Origin of the sequence: Bradyrhizobium sp. MOS003, assembly GCF_003020125.1 — a bacterium.
Classification (GTDB): Bacteria; Pseudomonadota; Alphaproteobacteria; order Rhizobiales; family Xanthobacteraceae; genus Bradyrhizobium.
The window spans coordinates 624,979-651,656 of the sequence record NZ_PYFW01000003.1 but is presented as its reverse complement, the minus strand read 5'-3'; the positions used below and the strand labels follow the sequence as shown (position 1 = coordinate 651,656).

Genomic DNA, 26,678 nt, shown 5'->3' with positions numbered 1-26,678 from the left:
CCCGAATCCAACTACCATGCCTGTGCGAGACGGCCAATCGCCGGCTTCGCCGATTCGGCCGCCGCATCCTTCCAGCCCGGACGTCCCGCACGCTGTCCCTTCTGGCGCAGCTTGCGCATGTCGCTGATCCCTTCGATGTTGACCGCGGGACCGGAGCCCACCGCCTCGACCGGCCGCGGTGTCAGCAGCGCGTCGAGGCGCGCCTGGCCGGAGAGACCGAGCAGGTAGAACGTGCCCCCATCCTTCTTCGCGAGCCAGCTTTCGATGCTCTCGCTGCCCTCGCCGTCGACCGCGATGTTGCGCATCATGCTCGCGCCGGTGAAGACATTGCAGCAGGTGTGGGTCGAACCGTAATTGGTGACGGTCGCCGAGACGTCGCCGGTATAGAACACCACGTAGGCGTTGCTGACATTGGCGTTGCCGGTCTGGCTCATCGTGAACACGCCGCCCGGCTGGTAAAGCTGGAGCGTCGGCCAGTTGGACGGCGCCGGCGTGCGGTTGTTGAGCAGCACCTGCTGGGTGGCTGTGGTGAGCATGAGCTGGCCCGGCACGTAGCCGTTCAGGATCGAGACGGCGTGTGCGTCGGTCCAGAAGTTCGCGTCCACCACCCTGAACTGGTTGACGATGATGCTGTCAGGATCGATCCAGACATTGGCATATTTGGCGACACCGCCGTTATAGCCGGTGATGTTCAGGATCAGCGGGATCGACGGGTTCGAACGGACCTGCTCGCCCTTGACGTTGATCGTGTCGGCCGCGAGATCGAGCTCGCTCACGACGCTGACCCAGTTGATCGTCAGGTCGCCCGTCGAGGTCATTTTCACGACGTTCCCGCTGATCCGGTCGAGCGAGATCGGTCCGGCCACATCGAAATGCGTGTCGCCATGAGCGGAGATCGATCCGCCGCGGAGCGCGCCGATGTCGGACGTGACGTTGAGGTCGCCGACATCGCCCGGGATACCCGTCGTGGTGAGCTGGCTGAAGACGATATCGTACACGGCACGCAGGGTCTGCGTGCCGCCGCTGATGGCGGTGCCGACGGTGATCCCTCCGGTCGTGGCGGTGACATCGAGCGTGCCGCCCGCGTTGAGATTATCCCAATGCACGACGGTGCCGCTGAGGACGGCGTTGCCAGTCGAGGCCGTGAGATGATGGCCGGTGTTGGTGCCCGCGGCGATCAGCCTCGCCGAGCCATGGGCCGAGACCGAACCCAGCGTCGGCACGCCGCCCGACATCACCGTCTGCGCCAGGATGAAGCCGGTGTCGGCGGTGACGTTGATGTTGCCGACATCGCCGCTGCTGCCGGTGGCGGTCAGTGACTTGAACGTCACGTTCTGGGTCGCGTGGATCGTCTGCGAGCCGCTGCTGTCGGCGGTGCCGATGACGATGCTGCCATTGTTCGCCACGGCGCGGAAAGATCCGCTCGCGCCGGTCGCCGTGCCCGCCAGCACCTGGTCGAGCGTCAAGGCGCCGGTGCCGATGATGTCCACGCTGCCCTTCACCGCGGACAGCAAGCTCACCTCGGTGTCGGTGAGAACCCCGACATAGATGTCGCCGGCGCCCGCGCTCGCCGACAGACGCGCGGCACTGAGGGTGAACCGGCTTGTCGCGTTGCCGATGCCGTTCGACGCGCTCAGCGACAGCTCTGCGCCCGCGCCGGAAGCGATGAACTTGGTTTGGCCGTCGCCATTGTCGATAATCGCACCAAGCGAGGCGACGCCGCCTGCGGTGACGATGATCGACGGCGTAGTCGAGGCGGCCGCATAGGACAGCGACGAATTCAGCTGGCCGATCGTCGCATCCGCCGTGGTGGTCACCGACATCAACCCGGCCGCATTGATGGCCGAATAGGCGCCCATCGACAGGGTGGAAGCCACCAGCGTCACGCCGCCCGAACTGCTGGTCGCAACCACCGGCGCCGCGCTGGTTCCGGCCGCGAAGGTCATGCCGCGGTTGGCGAGCAGCTGCATGAGACCGCCACTGGCGATGCCGGTGTTGATGGTGAGTGCGCCGCGCGCCACGTTCAGCGTCAACGCGCCGCCCGCCGTCAGCGCCCCATAGGGGCCGCTCGTGCCGACCGCGAGATCGCCGGTCACCGCGAGAATGCTGAGATCGCCGACCGCCGAGCCTGTGACCGCGCCGGAGATGTTCACCTGCAGCGGCTGGAACGTCGAGCCGTTGAAGCCGATGCTGCCGCCGGCGCGCAGGTCGAGGTTCGAGCCCAGAATGTGGATTGCCGACCGGTCCGTAAAGCCCGCCTCGGCGTAGATGCTGCCGGCCGCGGCCAGTTGGATATCGTTGCCGGCGGCGATGTTGCCGAGGATGAGATCGCCGGTGGTCTGCCTGATGTAGATGCCCTGCCCCGACGAGACCTGATCGAGCTGATCGTTGGCCGAGTCGGCGAAGGCGATCTGGAGCGCGTTCGGGTTGGTCGCGGGATTGCTTCCGGCCGTTCCCGACGGGGCACCGATATTGCCGTGCTCGGCGATCAGGGTCAGGTTGGCGATGTCGCCGGAGATCACGGGCACGCCGGCCACGCCCGGGGTGATGCTGTTCACCGCGTGGAGCTTGACGTCGCCGCGGCCAGTCACCTCGATGCCGTTGGCCTGCGCCGCTGTGATCGGCCCGTAGCTCGCGGTGACGCCGCCGAGCGTGAGGCTGCTCTTGCTGCCGAGATAGACATTGGACAGCGCTTTGGCCGAAATCGCGATCGGGTTGTCGACGACGACGAGGTTCTGCTGCGACAGGCTGACTGTATAGGTCGTGACGTGGGTGGTCGGGTCCGTGGTCGCGCTGACCGTGAGTTGGCCGGGGCCGGCCGATGCGAGCAATGCCTTCTGCTCATTCGACAGCGTCGAGGAATCGGCGCTCGTGAACGAGAACACCTGGGGCGCGGCCGAATTGCCCACCGAGCCGCGCGGCGCGTAGAGCATGATCTGGTTAGCGCTGATATTGGCCATGACGTTGTCGTCGATCGGCGGCGGCGTCGCGCCGATGGCGGACGAGGAGACCGTGTAGGCGAGTTGGTCGTGCGTCCAGTTCGAGCCCGCGGTGATGATGCTGTAGACCCGCTCGGTCGACGCGAGCGTGTAGCTGTAGGTCGCGCTGTAGCTGTTCAGCGCCGCCTGCAGCGCGGCGTTGGTCGGCAGGCGCTGATCGGTCGCCGCCACGCCTTGGAACAGGCTGGTGAACAGGCCCGACGAGAGCGTGCTGCCGAACACGGACCCCAGCGCATCCGCAGGAGCGCTTCCGAGCAACGTCGTCAGCCCGCTCTGGAGCTCAGCCGTCGTGATCTTGCCGAGCAGGAACTGATCCTTCAGGAACCTGGTCGTGGCCTCGACCTTCATCTGTGTCGTCGAGACGTTTGCCGGGTCGATGCCGAGCTTGGCAGCCACCTGCGCCCGCAGGACCGTCAGGCCCACCGAGGTCGGATTGTAGGTGCCGTTGGCAAAGGCGATGTTCTTGAGCTGGAAATAGTCGTTGTAGGCCGCCGTCACCATGGACTGGTAGCTGTTGACGGCGGCTGTGGCCGGGTTGCCGTTGAGCAGGTTCAGGTTGTCCCAGACCTGCTGGAGATGCGCGCTTTCCGCAGCGGAGATACCGACGGTCGTACGGCCGTTCAGGATGCTGGCCTGGTTGCCGTCGGAACCGGCCGCCGCCAGGAAGACCGGACCGCCGGCCGACTGGATCGTGCCGATCCGCAAATCGCCCTTGGACTGGACGATGTAGGTGCCGGTGGCCGAGGCGCTGTCGAGAACGCCGCCGTCGACGGTGCCGTCGGACTGCGACGTACCCGTCGCCTGGATCACCAGCGGCTTGATGTTGGTCAGCGTGGTCGCACCATTGACGACGCTGCTCGTCGCACCGATCGCACCGGCGCTGGAGTTGATCTCGATGTTCTTGCCGATCACGACGGGGGTGGCGGCGTCATAAGCACCCGACGAGTTGATGTCACCGGTGGCCGAGATGGAGACGCTGCCCTGCGGCGCACGGCCGGAGACACCCGACGTGACGGCGACCTGGTTGATCGAGAGCGAGCCGACGGCCGCGACCGCGATGTCGCGATCAATCGAGGTGGCGGTCAGATTGCCGCCATAGACCTGCACCTGGATCGGAACGCCGTTCGCGCCGAGCGAACCGATGCCGCCATCGCCCTGCAGCGTCACGTTCTTGCCCGAGATCATCGGGTTGTTGGCGGTCGCGCCTGATGTGATGGCCGAATTGGCGCCGGTGGCCCTGACCGTCGTATCACCCGAGACGTTGTTGATCGGGCCGTTGATGACGATGCCGGAGTTCGAGGTCACCGCAACGGTGCTGACGCCGCCGCCGCTGAACTGGATGTTGATCGGGTTCGACGCCTTGACCGTGTTGGTCAGCGTCAGGGTCAGGTGGTCGTAGATCTGCTGGTACCAATTGTATTGCGCGTCCGCGCCGCAACACTTCTCGGGATGGGTGTTACCGCCGGCACCGTGATACGAACCGGTCGCGGTGACGACCTCTTGGAAGTTCGCGGTCTGCAATTGGCCGGTGTTGCCGCCCCCGCCCGTGGCCTGCATCACGTTCTCGACCAGGCTGACGGTACGGGTCCAGTTGTCTCCGGACGCGTTCGGCGTGTAGTGCCAGCCATAGTCGAACTGCGTGCTGGTAGTCGGACGATCGAGCGTCGCCGTGTCAACCCATTGGTAGTACATGTTGGGCTTCACGGCATACTGGATGCCCGCCGTGCCGCTGAGGCCGGTCAGCATCGCGGGGTTGTACGCGCTCGCATTGACGCTGGCCGTCCGATACGTCGACACCTGCTGGCCACCCGATGCGGACGGATTGTAGACGTACCACGTCGTCTGCTGCTGGAGCTGATCGACGATCTGGATCACGCTGGGCGCGCTGACGCCGGTATTGATGGTGTTGGTGACGAGCTGGAGTCCGGTCGAGTTGTTGACATTGATCGTGCCGGCGCCACCCTTGACCGCGATGGTGCCCTGAGCCGTGCCGTCGGTCGAGGTCGAGATGATTTTGCCGTTCAGATACACATAGCCGCCCGAGCCCTGCACCACGCCGTTCACCATGATCTGGTCGGTGAGCGCGTTGTACTTAACCCCGATCTTGATATCGCTGGAGAACTGCGTCGTCGCAGCCGCCGTGATGTCGTAATAGCTGCCGTTCCGCGCATTGGCCTGGGCCCGGGCGAAGTCCGCGCCGTTGTTGCTGGTCTTGAGGCTGTTGATGGCGGACAGCACCCCGCCGCCGATGTCGACCGAATAGTTGCTGCTCGTGCCGCTCTGGATGAGGCCGTTGACGTTGATGACCCCCGCCGAGATGATGATCGCCTGGCCGAGGATGAAGGGCGCGTTGGCGGGGTTCTGGTACCCCGAGGGCGTGGTCGAGCTCCAGTTCGAAGACGCGTTCGAGCTCGCGGTCCTCGGCGTGATCACGTCGTTCTGGATATTGACGACCTGGAAATAGGCCGAACATCCCGAGCAATTGAACGGCGTCTTGTACGGACCGCTGTCCGTGTAAACGCCCTGGCCGTCATAAGTCGTCTTCTCCCAAGGCGCAGTCGAGATCGTCTGGACTGTTGGCCCTTCCATTTGCGCGAGCGTGGTGGTGCTGCCTACGCTGCCGGCATTGGGGTTACCGTTACCCGGCGCTCCCGATCCCATCGGCAGGAAGATCGCCGAATAGAGCGACAGGCCGTCGTAATACGTCATCAGCATGCGCGCTGTGAAGATCGTGCTGTTGGCGGCCGTTTGTTGAACGCCGCTATGGCCGTCGACGCAGCAATAATAGAAATACGGATGATTGCCGCCGTCGCCGATATGCGGGCTGTACTCGTAGGCGCCATAGGCTCCGAGATAGGTCGCCGCCGCCATAACCGCCGTTAGCGTATCGTTGTCGGCCGGCTTGTACTCGACGCCGGCCCATTGCGAGGTGACGTCGTGGTTGGAGTTGTAGAAGCTGCCGACGCCGCCGAGGAAGATGAACGAGCCGTTGGGCGCCACCATCTGGATGGTCGCGGCATTGAGCGATTGCGACGCGACGACGCTGCCGAGCTGGCTGGTGATCTTGAGCAGGCCGTTCTCGTTGGTGACGATGCCGTCGAAATAGATGTCGGGCTTGCGGGTCAGTTGGTTGCCGTTGTCGTCGACGCCCAGCCCGGTGCTGGGATCGACGCGGTTGTAGGTCGCCGAGATGTCGATGATCGGCGTCGCGCTCGGCGTGGCGGTGAAGGTCACGTTGGAATGCGAATCCGGGTCGACATGGTCGATCTGGCGGTAGGTGATGTTGCCGCCGGTCACGTTGGTGACGGTGAGGTTGGCAAAGTCCATGAAGTCGAGGCCGCGGTTCTCGACCTTGATCTTCGGCGAACTCAGTGCGGTGACGGAAGGCGCTGTGTGACCGGCGAGACTGTTCCCGGTCAGCTTCTGCGCCAGGATCGAGACATTGCCGGCGGACACCAGCATGTCGCCGAATGCGAAAGCGTTGCCGCCGGCGTCGGAGGTATATGGCGCCTGCTGGATCAACGTGTTGATCTGGCGCTGGATGTCGCCCGTCGGATCGGCGCCCGACGGTGCCATCGTGGCGGGATGTGCGTTCGTCGACGTCGCGAGCTGGGTCCGGATCTGCGTATCAGTCAGGCCGGTCAGGGTGACGAGCTGGTCGACGATGTTCTGGTAGGGATTGAAGCCGCCGACGATCGTGTACTGCACCGTTTGATGGTTCCAGCTTTTCACCGGGCTGAAATGATCGACGTCGGCGACGTATTCGAGCGTGGATGACAGCGACGAATACGGGCTCGTCGTGCTCAGGGTCGGCGCGCTTGCACCGAGCTCGATCAAGATGGTCAGGTCGTTGTTGATGCCCGCCACCACCAGGCCATTGAGCGCGACGTTGCCGGTTCCGCTGGTGTGGCTGTGATTGTCGCTGTTCTTGGCGCTGAAGATGTCCAGATACGGATTGTAATTGCTGCCGTTGCCGGAGGCGGTGACCTGCCCCTGCGTCGCGCCCAGATAGATGTCGCGGACGCCGAGCACGCGTGAGCCGTCGGAGAGCGTCAGGCTGCTGTCGCCGCCGGCATTGGCCGTGCCGCGGTAGAGAGCCGAGATCGGAATGGCGGTGTTGTTGTAGACGACGGTCGTCGCAGTGGCCTGAATGCTGCTGAAAGTGATGGTGTCGCCCGACATGCCGGCGAAGATATTGATGTCGCGCCAGGCCTGGATCGTCGTGCCGCTGTCGACGGTGACCTCCTGGTCCGCGTGGACCCAGCTATTGGTGCTGGCGCCGACGCCGGCGATCGCGCCATAGAGGCTGGCATTGGCATAGTTGGAAGCCGACATTTTCGCCGCCGTGCCGACAAAGATCTTGCCGACGCTGAACAGCTCGCGGGCATGGATGTTGACCGCCAGCGTAGCGTTCGCCGTCATGTTGGACTCGGCGCCGCCGCCGGCGAAGAAGGCGGCGGTGGCCAGGCTCGCCGTGTCCACCGTGTTCAGCGTGTTGTAGGCCTCGATGTCGATCACGCCCGTCGCCGTGCGCGGATCGCCGTTGAGGCTCAGGATCGTCCCGGCGCCGATATTGGTGGTGACGTACTGGGTGACGTAGGAGTCGCTCAGCGCAGCCGCGCCCGCAAACGTACCGCCGGAGCCCGAACGTGCGCCGCCGCCGGCCTGGTTCACGATGTCGTTGGAGATGACGACGATATTGCCGCCATCCGTATTGACGATCAGATGCGTTCCGATCTCGGCCGTGGTGGTCGAGGTGACGTCGTTCCGCGCCTTGCCGCCCGAGACGCCGGCCGTGGACGCCTGGTAGGCATCGCCGTTGGCCGCATAATTCGTGGTGTGCGTGGCCTTGACGCTGAGACCGCCGAAATAGAGCGTGTCATCGGTCGAGCCGCCATCGAACCGTGCATTGGTGACCGCGGTCGAACTGGTGGTGGCGACCGCCGCTGCGCCGGCATAGGTGCCGCCCGCCCCGACCGTCGCGTTGGAAACGTTGGTGTCCCTGCCGGTGGCGGTGATCTGGAGGATGCCGGTGTAGTCGGTGTGGTTCAGCGTATCCATATCGGCAGGCGCGCCCAGATAGGCATAGGTGTGCGCGTTCGACGACGTCTGCGCCACGGTCGCGCCGAGTGCCAGGAACCCGCTGGAGAGACCGGTCGCTTCGGCATATTGGGCGCTGTCGTTCTCGGCAGCGATGGCCACGTCGGCGTTGGGAAGCCGGATCCCGGTTCCGCCATACGCGTTGACGGTCGCGTTCTCGGACGCCTGGGCCAGGCTGCCCTGCGCGCCGATCAGCGAACCGCCACCGCCGGCGAGCGCCTTGGCCCAGGTCGTCGTGCCATAGATTGTCGTCGTGGTTCCATCGGAATTGGTCTGCGTACCGACGACCGGGACGAGCGCCATCGCGGTCAGGCCGAGCGCGCCGCCCGAGAAAATGGCGTTGTCGCCGACATCGGCAGTCACGGTGGCTCCGACGGTCGACTTCGCGATCGCGACACCGACCGCACCGCCACCCACCGAGACGCCAATCGCCTCGCTCGACAGATTGGGCGTGATCGACGCCGTCACCAGCGTGCCGGCACCGGTCGCGGACGTGGTGATCGAGGCGCCGGCCCCGATCTCGGCGAGTACGCCCGAGTTTTCGTGGGCCTCTGCATCCGCGCCGACGCCGGCGACGATACCGCCGCCGAGCGCGGTTGCGGTCGTGCTCATTGTGCCCGCACCCGCGGCTCCAACCGCCAATGTCGAGGTGTTGACGGCGGCGCCGTTTAGGACTCGCGCTGCGACCGAACTCGTTCGGCTTGCCGTTGCGACCGAGGCGCCGACCGCCACGGCACCGGCGCTGGCGCCGCCGGTGAACACGACCTGGCTCGACGAATCCAGCGCCATGACGGCGGCGGCGCCCGTGCCGGTGATCTGGCCGCCGAGCATGGCGACCACGGAATTGTTGACATTGCCGACCGCCACGGAGGCCTGGGCGCCGAAGTAGAGTGCCGCGCCGCCGGCGATCGCCTCGGTGTCGATGGTCTTGCCGGCATAAGGTCCGGTGCTGGCGTCCTTGACGACCGCCGCGACGTTGACCGCGGTCGCCGAGACCGTCAGAGGCGTATCCGCAGCCTCCAGCACGCCGGAGCCGTTGCGTCCGTAGTCACTCAGATTGGCGAACACCGTGCTGTTGACGCTGGTGTAGCCGATGCCGGCCCCGATGCCCACGTTCTTGGCAAAGCCGGCGCCGAGCAAATACATCTTGGCCGCGTTGGCGCTGGTGGCGGTGACGTTGACCTGCGTGCCGATGACGTTGCCGCCCGCGATCTGCGCGACGACCGCGTCGTTGCCGCCGCTCAGGACACTGCCGACGTCGTAGGTCGAGGTGGCATTGGCATTGCCCGGATTGCCGGCCGTCCCGCTCCCGACCGCGTCGCTGCCATGCGTGGTGCTGGTTCTCGCGTTTACCGCCGCGATCGTGCCGTCGTTACCCTGATTGAGCTGGCCGGTCTGCTGGCCCTGGGTGTCCGCATCGGCGGTGTTGGCGCCGATCATGATGACGCCGACGGTCGCACCGATGCCGACGCTGCCGCCGATGCCGGCGGTGACCGCGTAGGACAGCACTTCCTTGGTGCTGAGCGCGGCGACATTGATCGCACCGGACGAATTCAAGTTGCTGTTGCGGCTCTCTGCGATGGTCTGGCTCTTGAACGAGATGACGTTGGCGGCGGCGCCGACACCGACGCCCGCCCCGCTGGCGGCGACCGCGAGCGCACCTGCGATCTCCTTGATCGCCACGTCCTCGGTGGCATTGATGGTGACCGCGCCGGCCGCACCGCCCGTCACCGATTGCAGCGTGGTGTCGTAGACGCCGGCGATGGTGGTGTTGCTGGCGATCTCGATGTTCGCCATTCCCGCGATCGCCGCCGTGCCGGTCGAGAGCGCGCCGCCGACCGCATAAGCCTCGAACCGGTTCTTGGTGGTGGCCTCGACGTCGAGCGCACCGCTCAGATTGAGCCCGGTCGTGTGCGCGGCGCCATTGCCCTGATAATGGAATTCGTCGCCGACATAGGCCTCGGTCCGGTTCGAGGAGACCTGGACCAGGAATGCCGCGCCGATCGCGGCCTGGCTACCGTAGGCACCGGAGCCGTTCGCGGAGAAGATGCCGGTGTTGTTGGTGGCGTTCACCGTCAATGACGCGGCCGTCAGCGCGCCGCCGTCGACATAGGCCTCCGTCGTGGCCTGGAAGACGTTCAACCCGACCGAGCCGGTGTTGAACCCGATCGCGATCGAGGACGCATCCTGCTCGGCATTGGCCTTCACGGTGACGGCGCCGACCGTCGGGCTCGACGACTGGACGCCGCCGACCGTGGCATTGGTGATGTAGGCGCGGGTGTCGCGCGACATCGTGGTGCTGATGATGGTGGCGCCGCCGCCGCCGTTGCCGGTGGGCGGGATGATGCCCGCGCCGAGCGTGCCCGAATAGGAGAAGCTCGATGCCGCGACCTCGATCTGCGGCGCCAGCGTCGACGAGGTCAGGCGGGTGTCGATGGCCGCGCTGTCGATATAGGCCCAGGTCGCCCCGCTCATCACATTGGTGATCGGGTTGATCATGATGGCGATGCCGCTGCTGGCGGAGAGCGAGGCGACATTGGCCACGACCGCCTGGTGCGAGCTCGCCACGACGGCAAGTCCGCGCACGATGTCCTGATTCTCGGAAAGGTCGGGCGTGCTGTCGCTCGGCGCATGGGCTGCGCCGAGATCGAAGGCATGGACGAGCGTTCCGTTGTTGACCGACAGCGTATCGGTGGTGCTGGTCCCCCGCGCGTCGACCAGCGTGTTGGCCCCGCTGATATAGGCGGCCGTGGTTCCGGTGATCTTGTTGGTCACCAGCGAACCGGCACCGCCGGCCGCCCCCTTGCTGATGGACACGGCGCCGGCGAACACCGCTGCCTTGTCGTTGTTGCCGACAATCACGCCGACGTTGTTGGCAGCGATCACGTCGGCGCCGTTGACACCGTTGGTGCCGGCAGCGGTGATGCTGGCGGTGACATTCGTCCCCAGCAGATTCGTGGCGACCGAACCGGCCAGTCCGATCTGCGAGGACATCGCGATACCGACAGCGACGGTCGAAATGCCAGCGTTCGAGTTCGCATTGACGGCGACGTTGCCCGAGGCCCTCAGCTTCGAGCCGGTAACGCCGGAGCTGACATTGTTGGCGATACTGCTGTAGACGAGCGCCAGGCCTGCGGCGCTGCCTTGCGTCGAGGCGCCCGCGACCGCGGCGGTTCCGGTGATGCTGGAATTGTCGGTCGCGAGGACGGAAATGTTCCTGCCCGTGACGGACGATTGCGTCGCGCTGGACAAATTGTTGCCGATGGACGCCGAGACGGTGTTGGCTATCGAGCTGATCGTCATACCACCGACGCCGGCGAACTGGCTGGTCGCGAGACCAAATCCGATCGTGACCGACTGGATCTTCGTCGAATCGACCGCGCTCACCCGGACGTCGCCAACCGTCGTCATTAGCACGTTGGCGATATAGGCCGAATGCGTCGTCGCGATGGTGTCGTACACCAGCGACGCCCCGACATTGTTCTTGCCGGCCTGGATCGTGCCGGCAACAGAGATGATGCTCGCGCCCGGACCGTTACCGGCGCCGTCGTTGAGCGCCGCCGCGCTGAAATCGATGCAATTCTGCGTGCCCATCCCGCCGGCGGCCGTGCACGTGTCCGCTGCGAGACGATTGTTGTTCGACTTCTTGACGAGATTTCCGAGCGCCGTATCGAGGTCCGACACGGCGCCGCTGTCGGCCAGCACCGTCACGCGCCCGACATTGATGTTCACGGTCGCGCCGCTGTTGATATAGGCCGTCGTGGTGGGCGTGATTTCGCTGACGACGATCGCACCGGCAAGTCCGTTGGCGTTGGCCCCTCCCCCGCCCGAGGCTGCACCGGCCGCAATCACGCTGGCACTGTCGGCAAGCACCAGCAGCGTGTCGTAATTCGAGATCGAGCTGCTGCGGATATGCGCGTCGGTGGCCTTGCCGCCCGTGGGATCGCCGATCGAGGCATAGGTCAGGCCGATACCGACGCCGGCCTTGCCGCCGGACATATAAAGTGAGCCACCGCCGATCGCGATGTTCGTGGTCTGGTAGGCATCGACCTCTATCGCGCGATTGACCCCCGTCGCCTGGCCCGTGATGGTTGAGCTCTCGACATAGGCGTTCGCGCTGTCCGTCATGATGCCGACCGACCCCGACAGAGCGGCCGCATTGGCTGATGTTCCGCCGGCCACGCCGATGGCGACGACGGTTTCCGACCCGCCGTTGAGCGCCTGCACCGTCACATTGCTCTGGTTCTGCATTGTGGTGCCGTAGATGTAGGCTGATGTGGCGTTGTTGGAGATCGCCGCCGCGATGGCGGCGCCGATGGCAGCGCCTTGAGACGACCCCCCCGACATGTTGGCCGCGGCGGAGCCGGAGCCGTTGCTGAGGATCGTGTCGTTGAGCGCCTGCACGATCGTGTTCGTCGTCACCGCGCTGGTCGGAGTGAACTTGTTGACCGACGCATTCTTGATGTAGGCGCTGGTCCCGAGCGAGACGTCGCTCACCGACGAGCTGCCCGCCAGGTCCATCGTAAAGCCATCCGTGCCCGATCCCGAGGCCGCGGTGATCTTGCTCACAGCCAGCGCAATCCCGGCCGGTCCGCCCGCTGCGGCCGCGCCGGCGGCGCTTGCCTTGTCGGCGAAGTTGGACAATGACGGCGAGGAAATCGCCGCCGCGACGGCCGCTGACGTGATCCGCCCCGAGGTGGTGGCGCTGATCGTGAGGTTGTCGACGTTGACCAAGCCGCTTCCGCCACTGTTGCCGGCAAACGGATCATTGCTGCTGAACGGGCCCGGCCGGATGTCGGAATGGTTGTCGCCGATATAGGCGGACGTATCCATGTTCGCGCCGAGATAGGCCACGGACAACCCGACCGCCGAGCCACCGCCGACATTGACCGCACCCGCGATCGTCACGACCGACAAATCCTGCTGCGCCAGGATGTTGATGGTCGGAGCATAGGCGGTGGCCTGGCTTGAGATCGACGCATGCGTCGTGTTGTTCAGGAAGCCGAGTGAGGTGATGCCGTTCAGCGCCAGCGCACCGCCGGCCTTTCCGGATGACGGCGCCACCGCGACGAACTGGTCCGAGGTGATCGCGTTGACGGCAATGTCGTCCCCCGCCCGCAGCGTCGCGCTGTCCGAAACGCCGGCGATGGTTTTGGTATTGAACTGGACGAAATTGAGCGAGCCGCCCACCGAAGAGCCGCCGGAGGTGTTGCCGGGCAGGAAGCCGAGGGTACCGACATTGCCGGCGGCATCGATCGACGCCGTCGTCGTCGTTGCCGCGATCTGGATGCTGGCGTCGTAAGTGTGGACGTCGCCGCTGTTCACGGTCGCGGTGCTGCCGCAAGCCGTCGTGCATGTTGCGGTCAAGCTGGCGCTGCCCGCCACCCACGCCGTCGTGTTGTTGTTCACGACGAAATGGTTCATCGAGCCGGCGACGGCGATGGTATCGCCGGCGTCCGCCGTCGCGTTGGCATAGCTCGTCAGGATATTGCCGCCGACGCCGAGATTGCCGTTGAGGTGGCCGAGGACCTCGGTCAGACCGTCCCACTTCAACCAGGTGTTGGTGATTGGCATCCAGGTGCTGGCGTCAACGGCGATGTTGGCCGCGTTGACGGTGGTGCCGCTACCGATATAGGCGTTCGAATTGTGGTTGAAATTGCCCCAGGCGACCGCGGCGCTGATCGCGACCCCCTCGCCGCTCGAGGCGTCCGAGGTGATCGCGGAAGCCGTCGCATTGCTGCGCACGCCCCGATCGACGAGGGTGCTGACGACCGCGACATTGCCGCTCACATAAAGGCTGGGGGCGCCGCCGTTCGGATTCTGCCCGATCGATGCGGTCGCGTTTTCGGTGCTGTTGGCCAGCGACAGCGCACCGGCGGCCTTGAAATTGAAGTCCACCGGCATCAGCGAGATCATCTGCTGAGCCATCATCCCCGATATGCTGGGGCTGGAGACCATGAACCCCTGGATCGCGCCAATGATCGCCGGCGTACCGACGATGGTCGAGGCCATGGTCGAGTTGCTGGTCGTGTTCGAGGTCGCCTCGACCAGGACGGAGCCGTTCATCCGCGACGACGTGCTGGTGCCCAGCGAGGAGCCGAGCTTCGCCGTTGCGGACGTGGTGACGTCGCTGATGGCGAGCGCACCGCCCACGCCACCGCTCGCATTCGGTGTGCTCAGCGCGACCGATGTCGCACTGGTCGCAAACGAATTGTTGTTGATCGCACGCACCGTCAGCGTGTTGCCGGATGCGGTCACATTGCCGACGGAAAGGTGCGCGCCGGTCGCCACATTGGCCGTGGTCGAGACCGAGCCGGTGGAATAGGCAACCGTCTCGACGAATTGCGCGCTGGAGGTGGCCGCGACCGCTGCGACGTTCAGCGTACCGTCGTTGATGGCGTGGATGCCGAGGTTGCCGCCCGCGCTGATCGTGGCGCCGGAGGCAACATTGGTGGTGACGTTGCCGTCGATCTTGCCGACGACAGCCGAAGCGCCGATCGGCGAGGCGCCGAGCAAGGTGCTCGCAATTGCCGGATCTTGCGCCGTCTCGGAGCCATGCGAGGCGATCATGATGTTGCCGGCGCCGTTGATGTTGGCGTTGCCGTTGATGTTGATCGTCGCCGTGGCGCTCGCAGCCACATAGCCGCCGTTGATGCCGAGAAGCGAGGCCGCGAGCGTGGTGCCCACCAGCGTGAAGAGGCCGGGGACCGAGCTCGTGAAGCTGGACGTCGCGGTCGACGTCGCGCCGATCGAAATGTCGCCGCCGGTGATCTGGCCGTCGACCGTGATCCCTGTGGTCGCGGTGGCCTGGCCCGACAGCCTGGTGTCGCTCGCCGTCGCCGTCAGCGTGACGTTGCCGTTGGTGTAGTGGGAGCCACCGAAATCGACCACCTGGGCCAGAATCCTGGCGCCGCTCGACATGGTGATATTCGGCGCGTCGATGGTGACGTTGTTGGCATTGCCTGTCGAATGACCATTCGCATCGAGCCGTCGGGCATCGATCAGCGCATGCGCAGCCAGCGTGACCGAATTGTCGGCCTGGACCAGATAGGTGGCACCGGCGCTCAGCGCCGCGATGGCGTTGGCGACCGAGCTGTTCGACAGCGTCACGCCGGTGTCGCCCTGGCTCGCGTCACCGATGACCACATCGGTCGGGTCGATCAGCAGCGTGCCAGCCCGGCCGGCCGGTGCGCTGAGGTTGATGGTAACCCCGCTGCCGACGTCGATGACGCCGTTTCCGCTCAGTTCGACCAGGCCCGCATTGCCCACCTTCGAGCTGGCATTGAACTTCGCACCACTCCTGACCGTTACGTCGTTGACGGCCTTGACGAGAACGCCGCCGGCATCTCCCGTCCTGCTCGCCGTGCTCAGCCTGGCGTTCTTGCCGATGTCGATGTTGTTGCCGGCCACGACGGTAATGTTGCTCGGCGTCGTGGTCTTGCTGCGCGCGGTCAAGCGGCCGTTGACGCGGGCGTTGTTGACGGCGCCGATATGGATCGAACCGTTGCTGACGGTGATCGCGCTGGCGCTGCGCAGGCCCTTGGAATTGACGGACGCCGCGAACTTCGCGGCGTGGTCGAGATTGGCGATGTCGCGCTGGGTGGCGCCGCCGACGAAGACGTTCTGCCCCGTCAACCGCACGCCGTCCTGGGCGTTGATGCGGCCGTAGATACGGATGTTACCGTCCGGCGAAACCGGGAACGAGCCGGCCATCAAATTGCCGACGGCCGTGCCGTTGATCGCGCCTCCCGGGCCGATCAGGCTATCGGTGAACTCACGCGTCGGCGTCGAGACGTTGAGGCTGCCGACATTGACCACGCCGCTGCGGCCGACCACGAACCCCTTGGGATCGGCGAAATAGACGTTACCGCCGATCGAGCCGTTCATGTAGGAGTTCAGCGTACCGTTGACGTAGACCGGCGCGTCGCGAACGATGTTGACGAGGTTTTGCGTCCCCGTCGGCAGTTGCAGATTGACGGTGTTGCCCTGCCCGACGCTGAACTGCGAGAACGAGTTGAAGGCGTTGTTGCCCGAGACCGTCGACGTCGTGACGTTGGTGACGCTGCCGGAGGTCTGGAGGCTCGTTCCAGTGCGTCCATCGGGAACGATGACGTTCGCCGTCTGCGCCTGAACGCGGACGCTGAATACCGGCAGGAACACCATCTGCATCGCGCAGAGCAGCGACATCGAACGAAACCCCGCCAACCGGCGCAGCGTCGTCAGTTCGTCATTGTCTCGCGCCGCAGATGGTCCGGGCATGTCAGATCCTCTTCATCGGCATTGGCGCCGATCCACAACCAGGTGGGAGAATGTGCGATCCAGGCATCAGAACTGGCCGGGCGGCAGCTTGAAGATGTCGGGGCTCTTGGCGTCTGCCACGTAGAACAGCAGCAGGCTGGTCGGCGTCAGGACGCGCTGGTTGTTCTCCTTGTTCTCGAACGTGCCCTGGAGCAGCAGGATCACCGAGCGATCCTTGGCGTCGCTGCCGCGGAACATCACGATGCCGCCAGCGACGGGCATATTGACGGCGATGGAGTCGGGCTTGAAGCCCTCACCCATGAAATGGGCGCGCAGGATGTTGGCGTTGGAGAACAGCTTCTCCGGCGTCATTGCGGCGTCAGTCCCCTTCGACCAGACCGCGCCGACCTGGATCAGCGACTTCGACTTGTAGCCGAACACGTAGGAGAGCTCGGCGGTGCCGCCGTTCGGCAGCAGGTCGGGGGCCGCATACAGCAGGCTGTGCGTCAGCTCGGACGCATTGTCCTGTGACTTGATGGCGTCGGGCTTGGCGTTGAAATCCTTCGTCATCGCCGCGCGCACGTCCGTCTCGTTCATCCCGAACTTGGCGGAGCGGAAGCCGTCGATCGCCTTGGCCTTGTCGTCGGCGGCCGGTGTCTCGGCCGACGGTGCCCCGGCGGCGACGGGCGTGCCCGCCGCAGCGGGAGCGCCGGCCGCAGCGGCTCTGGGAGCCGGCGCAGCCTTCTGCTTCGGTACGGCGCCCTGGGCCGCGAGCGGTCCGGCTGCAATGCAGGTGAGCAGGCCGACGACGGCCGGAACGAGATAGATTTTGCGCATCGAGAACCTTCGAAACAACTTTAAACAACGCTTGAAAAATCGGCAGCTGCGAAATCGGCCCCCCGAACCGTCACCGCAACGGAGACGGAAAATGTTGCAACGCCACAAGGCGTTACAACGCGCCACCGAGGAGACAAGGTTCGAAACAGCGACTCTTTGGCTGCGTAGGAATACGGTATCGGGCTGCCAAACGCTGCGAATGAACATTCACAAGCGCTTTTTTTCATCAATTGTGGACACCGGCCGTTCGCGCTAAGCAACGAACCGGGGCAAGCGATATGCAAAGAATTCCATGACCGAACGGCCTTCCGCTCTCGCGGTGGATCGCCGCGGCTTCATTCGACTTGCGGGCGCAACCGCCGCAGGATGGGTCGCGCTCGGCGCAACGTCGGATCGCATGCGGATCGTCGCATCGTTGACCGCATTGCCGCTCGACGACGAGCTGACCCGAAGGAGCATGATCGACAGCGCGACCTCCCGGCTCGGCGGCCTCATCGTCGGCTTGAGGCAGCGCGGCTGGGTCGAAGGCGTCAACTTCCGCCTCGAGCTCCGTTCGAGCTTCGGCGCACCGGGCCGGATGAAGACGGCAATTCAGGAATTGCTGGAGCTCAAGCCGGACGTGATTCTGACAGGGTCGACGGTCGAAACCGCGGCCGTTCTTGCCGCCACCAAGACCATTCCAATCGTGTTCGCGACCGCCAATGATCCTGTCGGCAATGGCTTCGTCGAAAGCCTTGCCCATCCCGGCGGCAACGTGACGGGTTTCACCAGCAGCACCGCCGAGATGGGCGGCAAATGGCTTCAGCTCGTCCGTGAGGCCGTGCCGGATATTGCCCGCGTGGGTGCCCTGTACAACCCGTCGACCACGCCTCGGGCGGGACGCTTCTTCCTGGACTCGATCGAGCAGGAAGCGGCCGAGTGCGGCGTGTCCGTCGTCCCCGTCCCGGTCGACGCGCCCGGGGACATTGACGAAACCGTCAGGCGCTTCGCCGAACAGCCGAAGGGGGCGATGATTGCGCTGGTCGACAGCTTCCTCGTCGTCAACCGGCAGGCGGTTGTTGCGGCGGCCGCCAAGTATCGCGTGCCCACGATCTATCCGTTCCACTACTTCATGGATGCCGGCGGATTGATGAGCTATGGGCCGACGCTGGAAGTGCGCTCCGCCGACTACGTCGATCTGATCCTGCGCGGTACCAAAGCCGGCGATCTTCCGGTGCAATCGCCGCGGAAATACGAGCTCATGATCAACCGCACGGTCGCCCGAACGCTGGGATTGAGCATTCCCTTCACGCTGCTCGCGCGCGCCGACGAGATCCGCGAGTGAACGAAACCGTCGACCAGGGACATTTGCGGACGCCTCCCGGCCGGCTGTTCCGTAAATATCTCTACTCGATCGTCGCCCTCGCCTTTGCCGCGCTCGCCATCAGCACCGGCTTCGACGTCTGGTTCTCCTATCGCGAGCAGAAGCAGCTTCTGGCGGCAACCCAGCGCGAACAGGCCGCCTCCGCGGCGATCCAGATCGGCCAATTCATCGGCCAGATCGAGAGCCAGATCAGATGGCTCGCGCGCCTGCCGCCGGAACTGTCGACCAACGAAGACCAGCGCCTGAACGCCATCCGTCTCATGCGCCTGTCGCCGGCGATCGCGGAAATCGCCGAACTCGATTCGCAAGGGATCGAGCGGGTGCGCGTGTCGCGTCGTGTGGCGGACAGGATCGGCAGCAAGGCCGACCTCTCGGCGTCGCCGGCCTTCCGCGGCGCCAACGATAGCCGGGCCTATTACGGGCCGGTCTACTTCTTCGGCGACACCGAGCCATACATGACGTTGTCCACACGCGGCACCGGCAGCAATCCCGATGTGATCGTCGCCGAGGTGAATCTGCGTTTCATCTGGGACCTCGTCACCGGCATCAGGGTCGGCAACACCGGCAAGGCCTACGTGGTCGACCGCATGGGCGTCTTGATCGCGCATCCCGATTTGTGGCGGGCCCTTCAGCGCAGCGATCTCTCGGGACATGCCGACGTCCGCGCCGCGCTCGATGGTGTGGGGCCGGCCTCCGGCGGGCTGGTCAAGGAGGATCTGACCGGCGAGCGCGTGCTGTCGACCTATGCAACGGTCCCCTCGCTCGGCTGGCTGGTGTTCGTCGAACTGCCGCTCAGCGAAGCCTATGCGCCGATCTATGCGTCGATCGGCCGTTCGACCTTTCTCCTCGTCGTCCTGCTCGCCGGTGCGGTGCTGGTCTCTCTCTTTCTCAGCCGGCGCATGACGGGGCCGATCCAGCTCCTGACGCAGGGCGCGCGGCGCATCGGGAGCGGCGATCTCGGCCTGCGGCTCGCGATCAAGACCGGTGACGAGCTGGAAGCGCTCGGCGACCAGTTCAACCGGATGGCCGCGCAGCTGCGCTATTCCTACGCGACGCTCGAGCGCAAGGTGGTCGAGCGCACCTCCGAACTGGAGAAAGCGCGCGATCAGGCCCTTGCCGAGCACGACGCCGCCGAGCGCGCGCGCAGCGTGGCGGTGGCGGCCAACGAGACAAAATCGCGTTTCCTCGCCGTCGTCAGCCACGAGCTGCGCACGCCGTTGAACGGCGTCATGGGCGTGCTGCAACTGCTCGACGACGGCAGCCTTGGCGAAGCGCAGCGGCGCCATCTCACGACCGCAGCCGCATCGGGTGAGACGCTGATCGCGCTGGTCGACGCCATCCTGGAATATGCGCGGCTTGAGGCCAGCACCGAGGCGCTGGAGCCGCGCAGCTTCCGCCTCGACCAGCTGATCGAGACGGCCGCCGACCTGATGCGTCCGCAGGCCCTCGGCAAGGGTCTGACCTTCGACCTTGCCTGCGATGTCTCGGTCGACACCTCCGTGCACGGCGACCCGGTCAGGCTCAATCGCATCCTGCTCAACCTCATGGGCAACGCCATCAAGTTCACGCCATCGGGCGGGATCGCCGTGAACGCGACCGCCGAGCGGCATGACGAACATATCCTGCTGCGCATCACCGTTCGCGACACCGGCATCGGCATCGCCCCCGACATGCACGAGCGGATCTTCGAGGACTTCGTCCAGGCCGACGACAGCATTGCACGACGGTTCGGCGGCACCGGCCTCGGCCTTGCCATCGCGCGCCGCCTCAGCCGCTTGATGGGCGGCGAGCTGACGGTGGAGAGCACGCCGGGCGCGGGCAGCACGTTCACGTTCGAGGTGCCGATCTGCGTGGCCGCGAGCGGTGTCGCGCAAGGTACGGTCGCGCCGCCATCGCGACCGCTCCGCGTGTTGCTGGTCGATGACGATCCCGTCAATTGCGAGGTCGGCGAAGCGATCCTGAGGCGGCTCGGCCATCATCCGACCATCGCGAGGAATGGCGCCTCCGCCATTGCTCTCGCCCGTGAGCAATCGTTCGACGTCATCTTGATGGACCTGCACATGCCCGACATGGACGGCGTCGAGGCGGCATCGCGGATCGGCAAGCTCGAGCTGCCGAGGATGCCGCGCATCATGGCCGTGACGGCGGACGTATCCTCCAGCGCGCGCGAACGGCTCACGGACGCAGGCATTGTCCGGGTCGTCAGCAAGCCGATCCTGATCAACGCGCTCCGCGAGGCGATCGAGGACGATCCGAAGGTCGAGCCGGCAGCCGTGCAACTCTCCGCGGGCGCACTGATCGACCGGCGCTTCCTCGACGACCAGCGGGAGCTGCTGGGGTCCGCACAAATCGCAAAGCTCCATCATTTGCTCGGAGAGACCAGCGAATGCCTTATCGACGACATCGCGAAGGCCGCGACATCCGGCGATCGGAAGCAACTCGCGCGATCCGCGCATCAGCTCGGCAGCGCAGCCAGCGCGCTCGGCCTCGTCCGCCTGTTCGAGCGCTGCCGCGAGGTCGAGCTTGCGGCGCCTTCGATGTCGCCGGCGGAGTACCAGAGTGCGGCTAATGAACTTGCAGCGCTTCTGCACGCATCGATATGGGCGCTCGGCGAGCTGCTCGCGTCAGCCGAGCCGCGGTCCGCCGGTTAGTGTGAGCGCGGCCGCATAAGCACACTCGCCTCATCCTCCCTCCCGAACCGCTCGACCAGAAAATCGATGAAAAGCCGCACCTTCACAGACAGATGCCGCGTCGGCGGATAGACCGCGTAGAGCGCGAGCGGCGGCGCGGAATAATCATCCAGCACCGTGCGTAGCTCGCCCTTCCTCAACGCATCTGCCGCGATGAACTCCGGCAGCAGCGCGATCCCCCTGCCCTTGATCGCGACATCGCGCAGCACCTCGGCGTTGTTGACGCAAAGCGACCATGCCGGCTGGATCCAGTGGTCGCCGTCCGCGCCGGTCAGCTTCCACTGGTTGCCGGTCAGCAGGAAGCCGTAAGTCAGCGAAGCATGCTCGCGCAGATCCTGCGGGTGCTTTGGCGTGCCGTGCCGCGCGAGATAGTCCGGCGAGGCGCAGATGGCCCGCCCCACCGGCATGATCTTTCGCGCGATCAGGCTGGACGATTCCAGTTCTGCGATCCGCAGCGTGACATCAAAACCGTCCTGCACGGGATCGAGCAGGTCGTCGCTGAGCACGATCTGGAGCTGAAGCTCGCCGTGACGCGCCATGAAATCGGCGAGCACCGGACCTAACCGCATCGTTCCGAACGACATCGGTGCGTTGACGCGGAGCAGCCCGCGCGGCGCCGACTGGGCCTGCGTCACCGCCTGATCGGCGGCCTCGATCTCCGAGAGGATGACGAGCGCGCGCTCGAAATAGCGCTTGCCGCTCTCGGTCGGGCTCGCATGCCGCGTAGTCCGGTTCAACAGCTGGACGCCGAGGCTCTCCTCGAGGTCGGCGACGTACTTGCTGATTGCCGAGCGCGACAGCCGCAACTGGCGACCCGCCTCGGCAAAGCTGCCGCTTTCGACCACCTTCACGAAGGCCCGCAGGCTGCTGAGCTTATCCAAGAGCGGCTTCCGCCGATTGTTTCCAAATCGTAGACATAGTCGTCATATTTGCATGGATTGTCTCCAATCCAAAGCGGAACAATATTTCCGACCAGAGCAAGACGCTCCCCGAACTTTGGAGGACGACAATGTCTGGACTGCACCATGTGACCGCGATCGCCGGCGACCCCATCCGCAATTTCGGCTTCTACACCCGGGATCTCGGCCTGCGCTTCGTCAAGAAGACGGTCAATTTCGACGATCCCGGCACCTATCACTTCTATTACGGCGACGAGACCGGCCGGCCCGGCACCATCCTGACCTTCTTCCCCTGGGCCGGCGTTCCGGCGGGGCGCCGCGGCGTCGGCGAGACCCATCAGACCGCGTTCCGCGTGCCGCAGCGCTCGCTCGGCTACTGGACCCAGCGCTTCACCGAAAAGGGCATTGCCTATGAGGCACTCGAGAAGCGCTTTGGCGAGTCCGTGCTGCCGTTCACCGACCCCGACGGCATGGCCCTCGCGCTGGTTGGAATTCCCGGTGCCGAAAGCGAACCCGGCTGGAGCAATGGCGACGTTCCGGCCGAGCATGCGATCCGCGGCTTCCACGGCGTGACGCTGCTGCTCGACAGTGCGGCGAAGACGGCCGCTGTCCTCACCGATGTGTTCGGCTTCAAGGAGACCGGCCGCGAAGGCTCGGTGATCCGCTTCAAGGTATCAGGCGATGCCGAGGGCAGCGTCGTCGACATCTACGAGGCCAAGGGCTTCTTGCGCGGGCATCAGGGCGGCGGCTCGGTGCATCACATCGCCTTCCGCGCGGCGGACGATGCCGAACAGGGCAAGATGGCGCAAAAGCTCGTGAGCAATCACGGCCTGCATCCGACCGAGCAGCGGGACCGCAACTACTTCCGCTCGATCTACTTCCGCGAGCCCGGCGGCGTGCTGTTCGAGATCGCGACCGACATCCCCGGCTTCGCCGTCGATGAACCCGTCGCGACGCTGGGACGAGACCTCAAGCTGCCGGGTTTCCTCGAAGCGCAGCGCAGGCAGATCGAAGCCGTATTGCCGAGCCTGGAAGAGAGCGTGTCATGACCGAGAGTACCTTCATCCATCGCTTCGAACCCGCGATCAGCGCAGGCTCCCCTCCGCTCCTGCTGCTGCATGGCACCGGCGGCGACGAGAACGATCTGCTCGGGCTCGGCAAGATGATCTCGCCTGGCTCGGCGCTGCTCTCGCCGCGCGGCCGCGTGCTCGAGCACGGCATGCCGCGCTTCTTCCGCCGTCTCGCCGAAGGCATCTTCGACGAGGACGATGTGCGGCGGCGCGCGCTCGAGCTCGACGATTTCGTCAGCGGGGCACGGACGCAATATGGAATCGCAGCGCCTGTCGCGGTCGGCTTCTCCAACGGCGCCAACATCGCAGCCGCGCTGTTGCTGCTGCAGCCGGAGGTGCTGGCCGGCGCAATCCTGCTGCGCGCGATGGTGCCGCTGTCGGATCCGCCCACGGCCGATCTTGCAGGCAAGCCGATCCTGCTACTGTCCGGGCAGACAGACCCGATCGTACCGCCCGGCAATTCGGCCAAGCTTGCCGCTCTGCTCGCGCAAGCGGGGGCGAGCGTGACCCACAGGGTCCTGCCGGCGGGCCATCAACTGTCGCAAGCCGACGTGACGCTCGCCCGCGACTGGATCGGCAAGGTCGACGCCAAGGCAGCATGAACCACGAGCGGCGCATCGTTACGAACGATGCGCCGCTCTTTTCACTCGAACCAGCCGCGCCGCTTGAACCAGATCAGCGGCAGAACGCCGCTTGCGATGATCGCGAGGCATGCCAGCGGATAGCCGAAGGTCCAGTCGAGCTCCGGCATGTGCTTGAAATTCATGCCCCAGATGCCGACCAGGATGGTTGGGGGGACGCCGACGACGGACACGATCGTCAGGATCTTGAACAGCTCGTTCTGCTGGATGTTGATGAAGCCAAGCACCGCATCCAGCAAAAGCTGAATCTTGTCCGACAATCTCGTCTCGTAATCGTTGAGCGAGGCGACGTCCTTCGACACCGCCTCGAGGCGCTTCTTCGAGGCTGCGGTGATCCACTCGCTGCCGACGTCGCCAGCAAACGACGCGATGCGGCCGACCCCAAGCAGAACGTCCCGCGCCTTGGCCAATCTGTCGGCCAACTCACCGATGTTTTCGAGCGCTTCCCGCATCCTGCGACTGGAATGGGCCAGCCGTTTGGTGCGAACGAGGCCGCCCTTGAAAACGCCCCGCGAAAGCCCGTCGACTTTCGCACCAAGATGCTCCAGGACATCGGCGCCGCGATCGACCATTGCTTCGAGCAAGCTGGTGAACACGCACATGCCGTTCTCGAGACTGTCGTCGGAGCCGATTCGCTCGCCGATGGCCTCGAAGATTGGCAGTTGGGCGAAACGCACCGTCACCAGCACGTGGGGACCGATGACGAAGCCCACCGGCGTGATCTCGGCCTCGCCGCCCTCGTCGGGCTGGACTGCAGGGGCGCTGAGATAAAGCGTGCCGTGGTCGAAGATCAGTCGGCTCGATGCTTCGATCTCGCTAAGGGAATCCTGGGACGGAATCCGTATTCCCAGCAGCCGTTCGACAAACTGTTTTTCCTCGTCGGTCGCGTTCAGCAGGTCGGCCCAGATGATCTCCGAGGGCATTTCCGTGCTGATGCTTCGCCAGTCATTTGACGGCCATCGATACAGTTTAAGCAAGAAACCGAACTCCGTGTGCCCCCCGGCGGCGGATCGCGCGGCAAGCTGCCATCCTGCGTCAAGCTAACGCATGAGGATTTCGATCGTTCAATGTCTGGAAATCGACGCAGAGCTGCGCTCGAAGGAAACGTGGCGACGTTGTTATAATGCTGCCATCGTGCCGGTGTTTTGCCCGACGCATCAAGGCCTCAGCTGTGGCGCATGATGCCGAGCGACCCCGCAACCCATTGAAATAGCTGGCCCCGTCTACTGTGCATGGGGTTGTTTTCGCGTATTTTGCTTGGCGTAGTCAAACCAATGGCCTCTTCCCGATGGAAGAGGCCATTGTCGAGGCGAACCTTCGATCTGTTCGAGCGCCCCTATTCCCAGGACCACGCCGAGAAATCGTTCTCGAACTGCGGGACTTCCTTCCAGACGCCCTTCAGCTTCTTGTTGATGACGGTCGGCCATTGCGGCTGGAACAGGTAGGCGGAGACAGCGTCGGTGGCCAGCATGCGCTGGGCGTCGCCGAGCAGCTTGGTGCGGGCGGCTTCGTCCGGCGTCGACACGATCTGCTTATAGAGCGCGTTGAAGGCCTCGTTGTTGTAACCGATGTAGTAGTCCGGCTCGGTGAGCTTGACGAGGTCGAACGGCTCGACATGACTGACGATGGTCAGGTCGAAATTATGCGGACCGTTGGGCGCGAACACCTGCGAGAGCCACTGCGCCCATTCGACGTTCTCGATCTTGGCGACGATGCCGACCTTGGCGAGCTGGGCCGCGACGATCTCTCCACCCTGCCGCGCGTAGGGCGGCGGTGGCAGTTTCAACGACAGCTCGAGCGGCGCGGTGACGCCGGCCTCCGTGAGCAACTTCTTGGCCTTCTCGGGGTCGTAGGGATTGACGCCGGTGGTGTCGACATAGCCGAGCGATCCCGGCGTATAGAAGCTGCCGATCGGCGTACCGAAGCCCTCGACGGCGCCGTCGATCAACGCCTTGCGGTCGATCGCGGCGAGGATGGCGCGGCGAACGCGGACGTCGTCAAGCGGCTTCTTGCGATGGTTGATACCGACGATGGTCTTGGCCCGGGAGCCGCCGATCAGCACCGTGAAGCGCGGATCGGACTTGAACTGGGCAACGACGCGGGTCGCGATGCGCGGGAATGCGTCGACGTCGTTCGAGAGCAGCGCCGCGGCCTGGGCGGCCGGATCAGAGATGAAGCGGATCGTCACCTTCGAGAGCTTGATCGCGGAGGCATTGCGATAATCGGCCCATTTGGTCAGCGTGATCGACGAGCCCTTGGCCCAGGCGCCAAGCTGATAGGGTCCGGTCCCGACCGGCTGGGTGACGTTGGTCGCCGCGCTCTTCGGCTCGACGATCGAGCCGCTCGCCTGTCCGAGCAGGAACGGCAGGTTCGGCTCGGAATATTTTAGCGCGATGACAACGGTGTCGGCATCGGGCGTCTCGACCTTCTCGAAAGCCTGGAACAGGCTCTTGTCCTTGTTGGTGCTGGTCGCGGCCGCGTTGCGTTCGAACGAGAACTTCACTGCCGCTGAATCAAACGGCTCGCCATTCTGGAATTTGACGCCCTTGCGCAGCTTGAAAGTGTAGGTCTTCAGGTCGGGCGATGCGGTCCAGCTCTCCGCCAGCAGCGGCGAGGTAGAACCGTCCTCGTTGATCTTGGTCAGCGTCTCGTAGATGTTGTAGAGCGTAACCTCGGCGATGGCAGCGGCGGCGGCATTGGTGGGGTCGAGCCCCGGCGGCTCCAGCGTCATTCCCATGACGACGCTGTCCTTCTTGCTCTGCGCCAGCACGGGCAAAGGCGCTGCCACCAGCGCGGCGACAAACGCGACGATCGATAGTTTCCTCAACATGCGTAACTCCC

Annotated in this window: 9 protein-coding genes; 4 read left to right on the top strand and 5 right to left on the bottom strand. The window is 65.0% G+C overall.

The features are described from left to right. Positions 1–11: 11 nt before the first annotated feature. Together C7G42_RS17795 and C7G42_RS17790 are read right to left on the bottom strand one after the other, a co-directional pair. Positions 12–16,358 carry a leukotoxin LktA family filamentous adhesin gene (locus C7G42_RS17795; RefSeq protein WP_106950238.1) on the bottom strand — a complete coding sequence of 5,449 codons (16,347 nt, stop codon included), beginning with the start codon at positions 16,356–16,358 and terminating at the stop codon, positions 12–14. Positions 16,359–16,424: 66 nt separating this feature from the next. Then, a complete protein-coding gene (locus tag C7G42_RS17790) occupies positions 16,425–17,174 on the bottom strand; it encodes a hypothetical protein (protein ID WP_106950237.1) in 750 nt (249 codons plus the stop codon). Positions 17,175–17,466: 292 nt separating this feature from the next. On the opposite strand from C7G42_RS17790, the gene C7G42_RS17785 reads away from it, so the two are divergent. Both C7G42_RS17785 and C7G42_RS17780 read left to right on the top strand, forming a co-directional pair. Further along, positions 17,467–18,498 (top strand): ABC transporter substrate-binding protein, encoded by a 1,032-nt coding sequence (locus tag C7G42_RS17785; RefSeq protein WP_106950236.1) that lies wholly within the window; start codon positions 17,467–17,469, stop codon positions 18,496–18,498. Then, entirely contained in the window at positions 18,495–21,188 is a 2,694-nt protein-coding gene (locus C7G42_RS17780; RefSeq protein WP_106950235.1) for a hybrid sensor histidine kinase/response regulator, read from the top strand. Before C7G42_RS17785 ends, C7G42_RS17780 begins: the two co-directional genes overlap by 4 nt. On the opposite strand, the gene C7G42_RS17775 is transcribed toward C7G42_RS17780, so the two are convergent. Further along, complete coding sequence (locus C7G42_RS17775; protein WP_106950234.1) at positions 21,185–22,108, bottom strand: LysR family transcriptional regulator; 924 nt, start codon at positions 22,106–22,108, stop codon at positions 21,185–21,187. The two genes, C7G42_RS17780 and C7G42_RS17775, sit on opposite strands and share 4 nt — an antisense overlap. Positions 22,109–22,236: 128 nt before the next feature. On the opposite strand from C7G42_RS17775, the gene C7G42_RS17770 reads away from it, so the two are divergent. Beyond that, on the top strand, positions 22,237–23,175 hold the full coding sequence (locus C7G42_RS17770; RefSeq protein WP_106950233.1) for a ring-cleaving dioxygenase: 939 nt from the start codon (positions 22,237–22,239) through the stop codon (positions 23,173–23,175). Further along, positions 23,172–23,798, top strand: coding sequence for an alpha/beta hydrolase (locus tag C7G42_RS17765; protein WP_106950232.1), 627 nt, complete (start codon positions 23,172–23,174; stop codon positions 23,796–23,798). The genes C7G42_RS17770 and C7G42_RS17765 overlap by 4 nt, the downstream gene beginning before the upstream one ends. Before the next feature lie 41 nt (positions 23,799–23,839). Here C7G42_RS17765 and C7G42_RS17760 read toward each other — a convergent pair whose 3' ends face one another. After that, positions 23,840–24,814, bottom strand: coding sequence for a magnesium transporter CorA family protein (locus tag C7G42_RS17760; protein WP_106950231.1), 975 nt, complete (start codon positions 24,812–24,814; stop codon positions 23,840–23,842). Between the two features lie 359 nt (positions 24,815–25,173). Further along, positions 25,174–26,667, bottom strand: a complete 1,494-nt coding sequence (locus C7G42_RS17755; protein ID WP_106950230.1) for an ABC transporter substrate-binding protein — start codon at positions 26,665–26,667, stop codon at positions 25,174–25,176. Positions 26,668–26,678 lie beyond the last annotated feature (11 nt).

Coding starts and splice junctions, on each gene's coding strand:
- C7G42_RS17765 (WP_106950232.1), top strand. CDS start 23,172: ATGACCGAGAGTACCTTCATCCATCGCTTCGAACCCGCGATCAGCGCA.
- C7G42_RS17770 (WP_106950233.1), top strand. CDS start 22,237: ATGTCTGGACTGCACCATGTGACCGCGATCGCCGGCGACCCCATCCGC.
- C7G42_RS17795 (WP_106950238.1), bottom strand. CDS start 16,358: ATGCCCGGACCATCTGCGGCGCGAGACAATGACGAACTGACGACGCTG.
- C7G42_RS17790 (WP_106950237.1), bottom strand. CDS start 17,174: ATGCGCAAAATCTATCTCGTTCCGGCCGTCGTCGGCCTGCTCACCTGC.
- C7G42_RS17755 (WP_106950230.1), bottom strand. CDS start 26,667: ATGTTGAGGAAACTATCGATCGTCGCGTTTGTCGCCGCGCTGGTGGCA.
- C7G42_RS17785 (WP_106950236.1), top strand. CDS start 17,467: ATGACCGAACGGCCTTCCGCTCTCGCGGTGGATCGCCGCGGCTTCATT.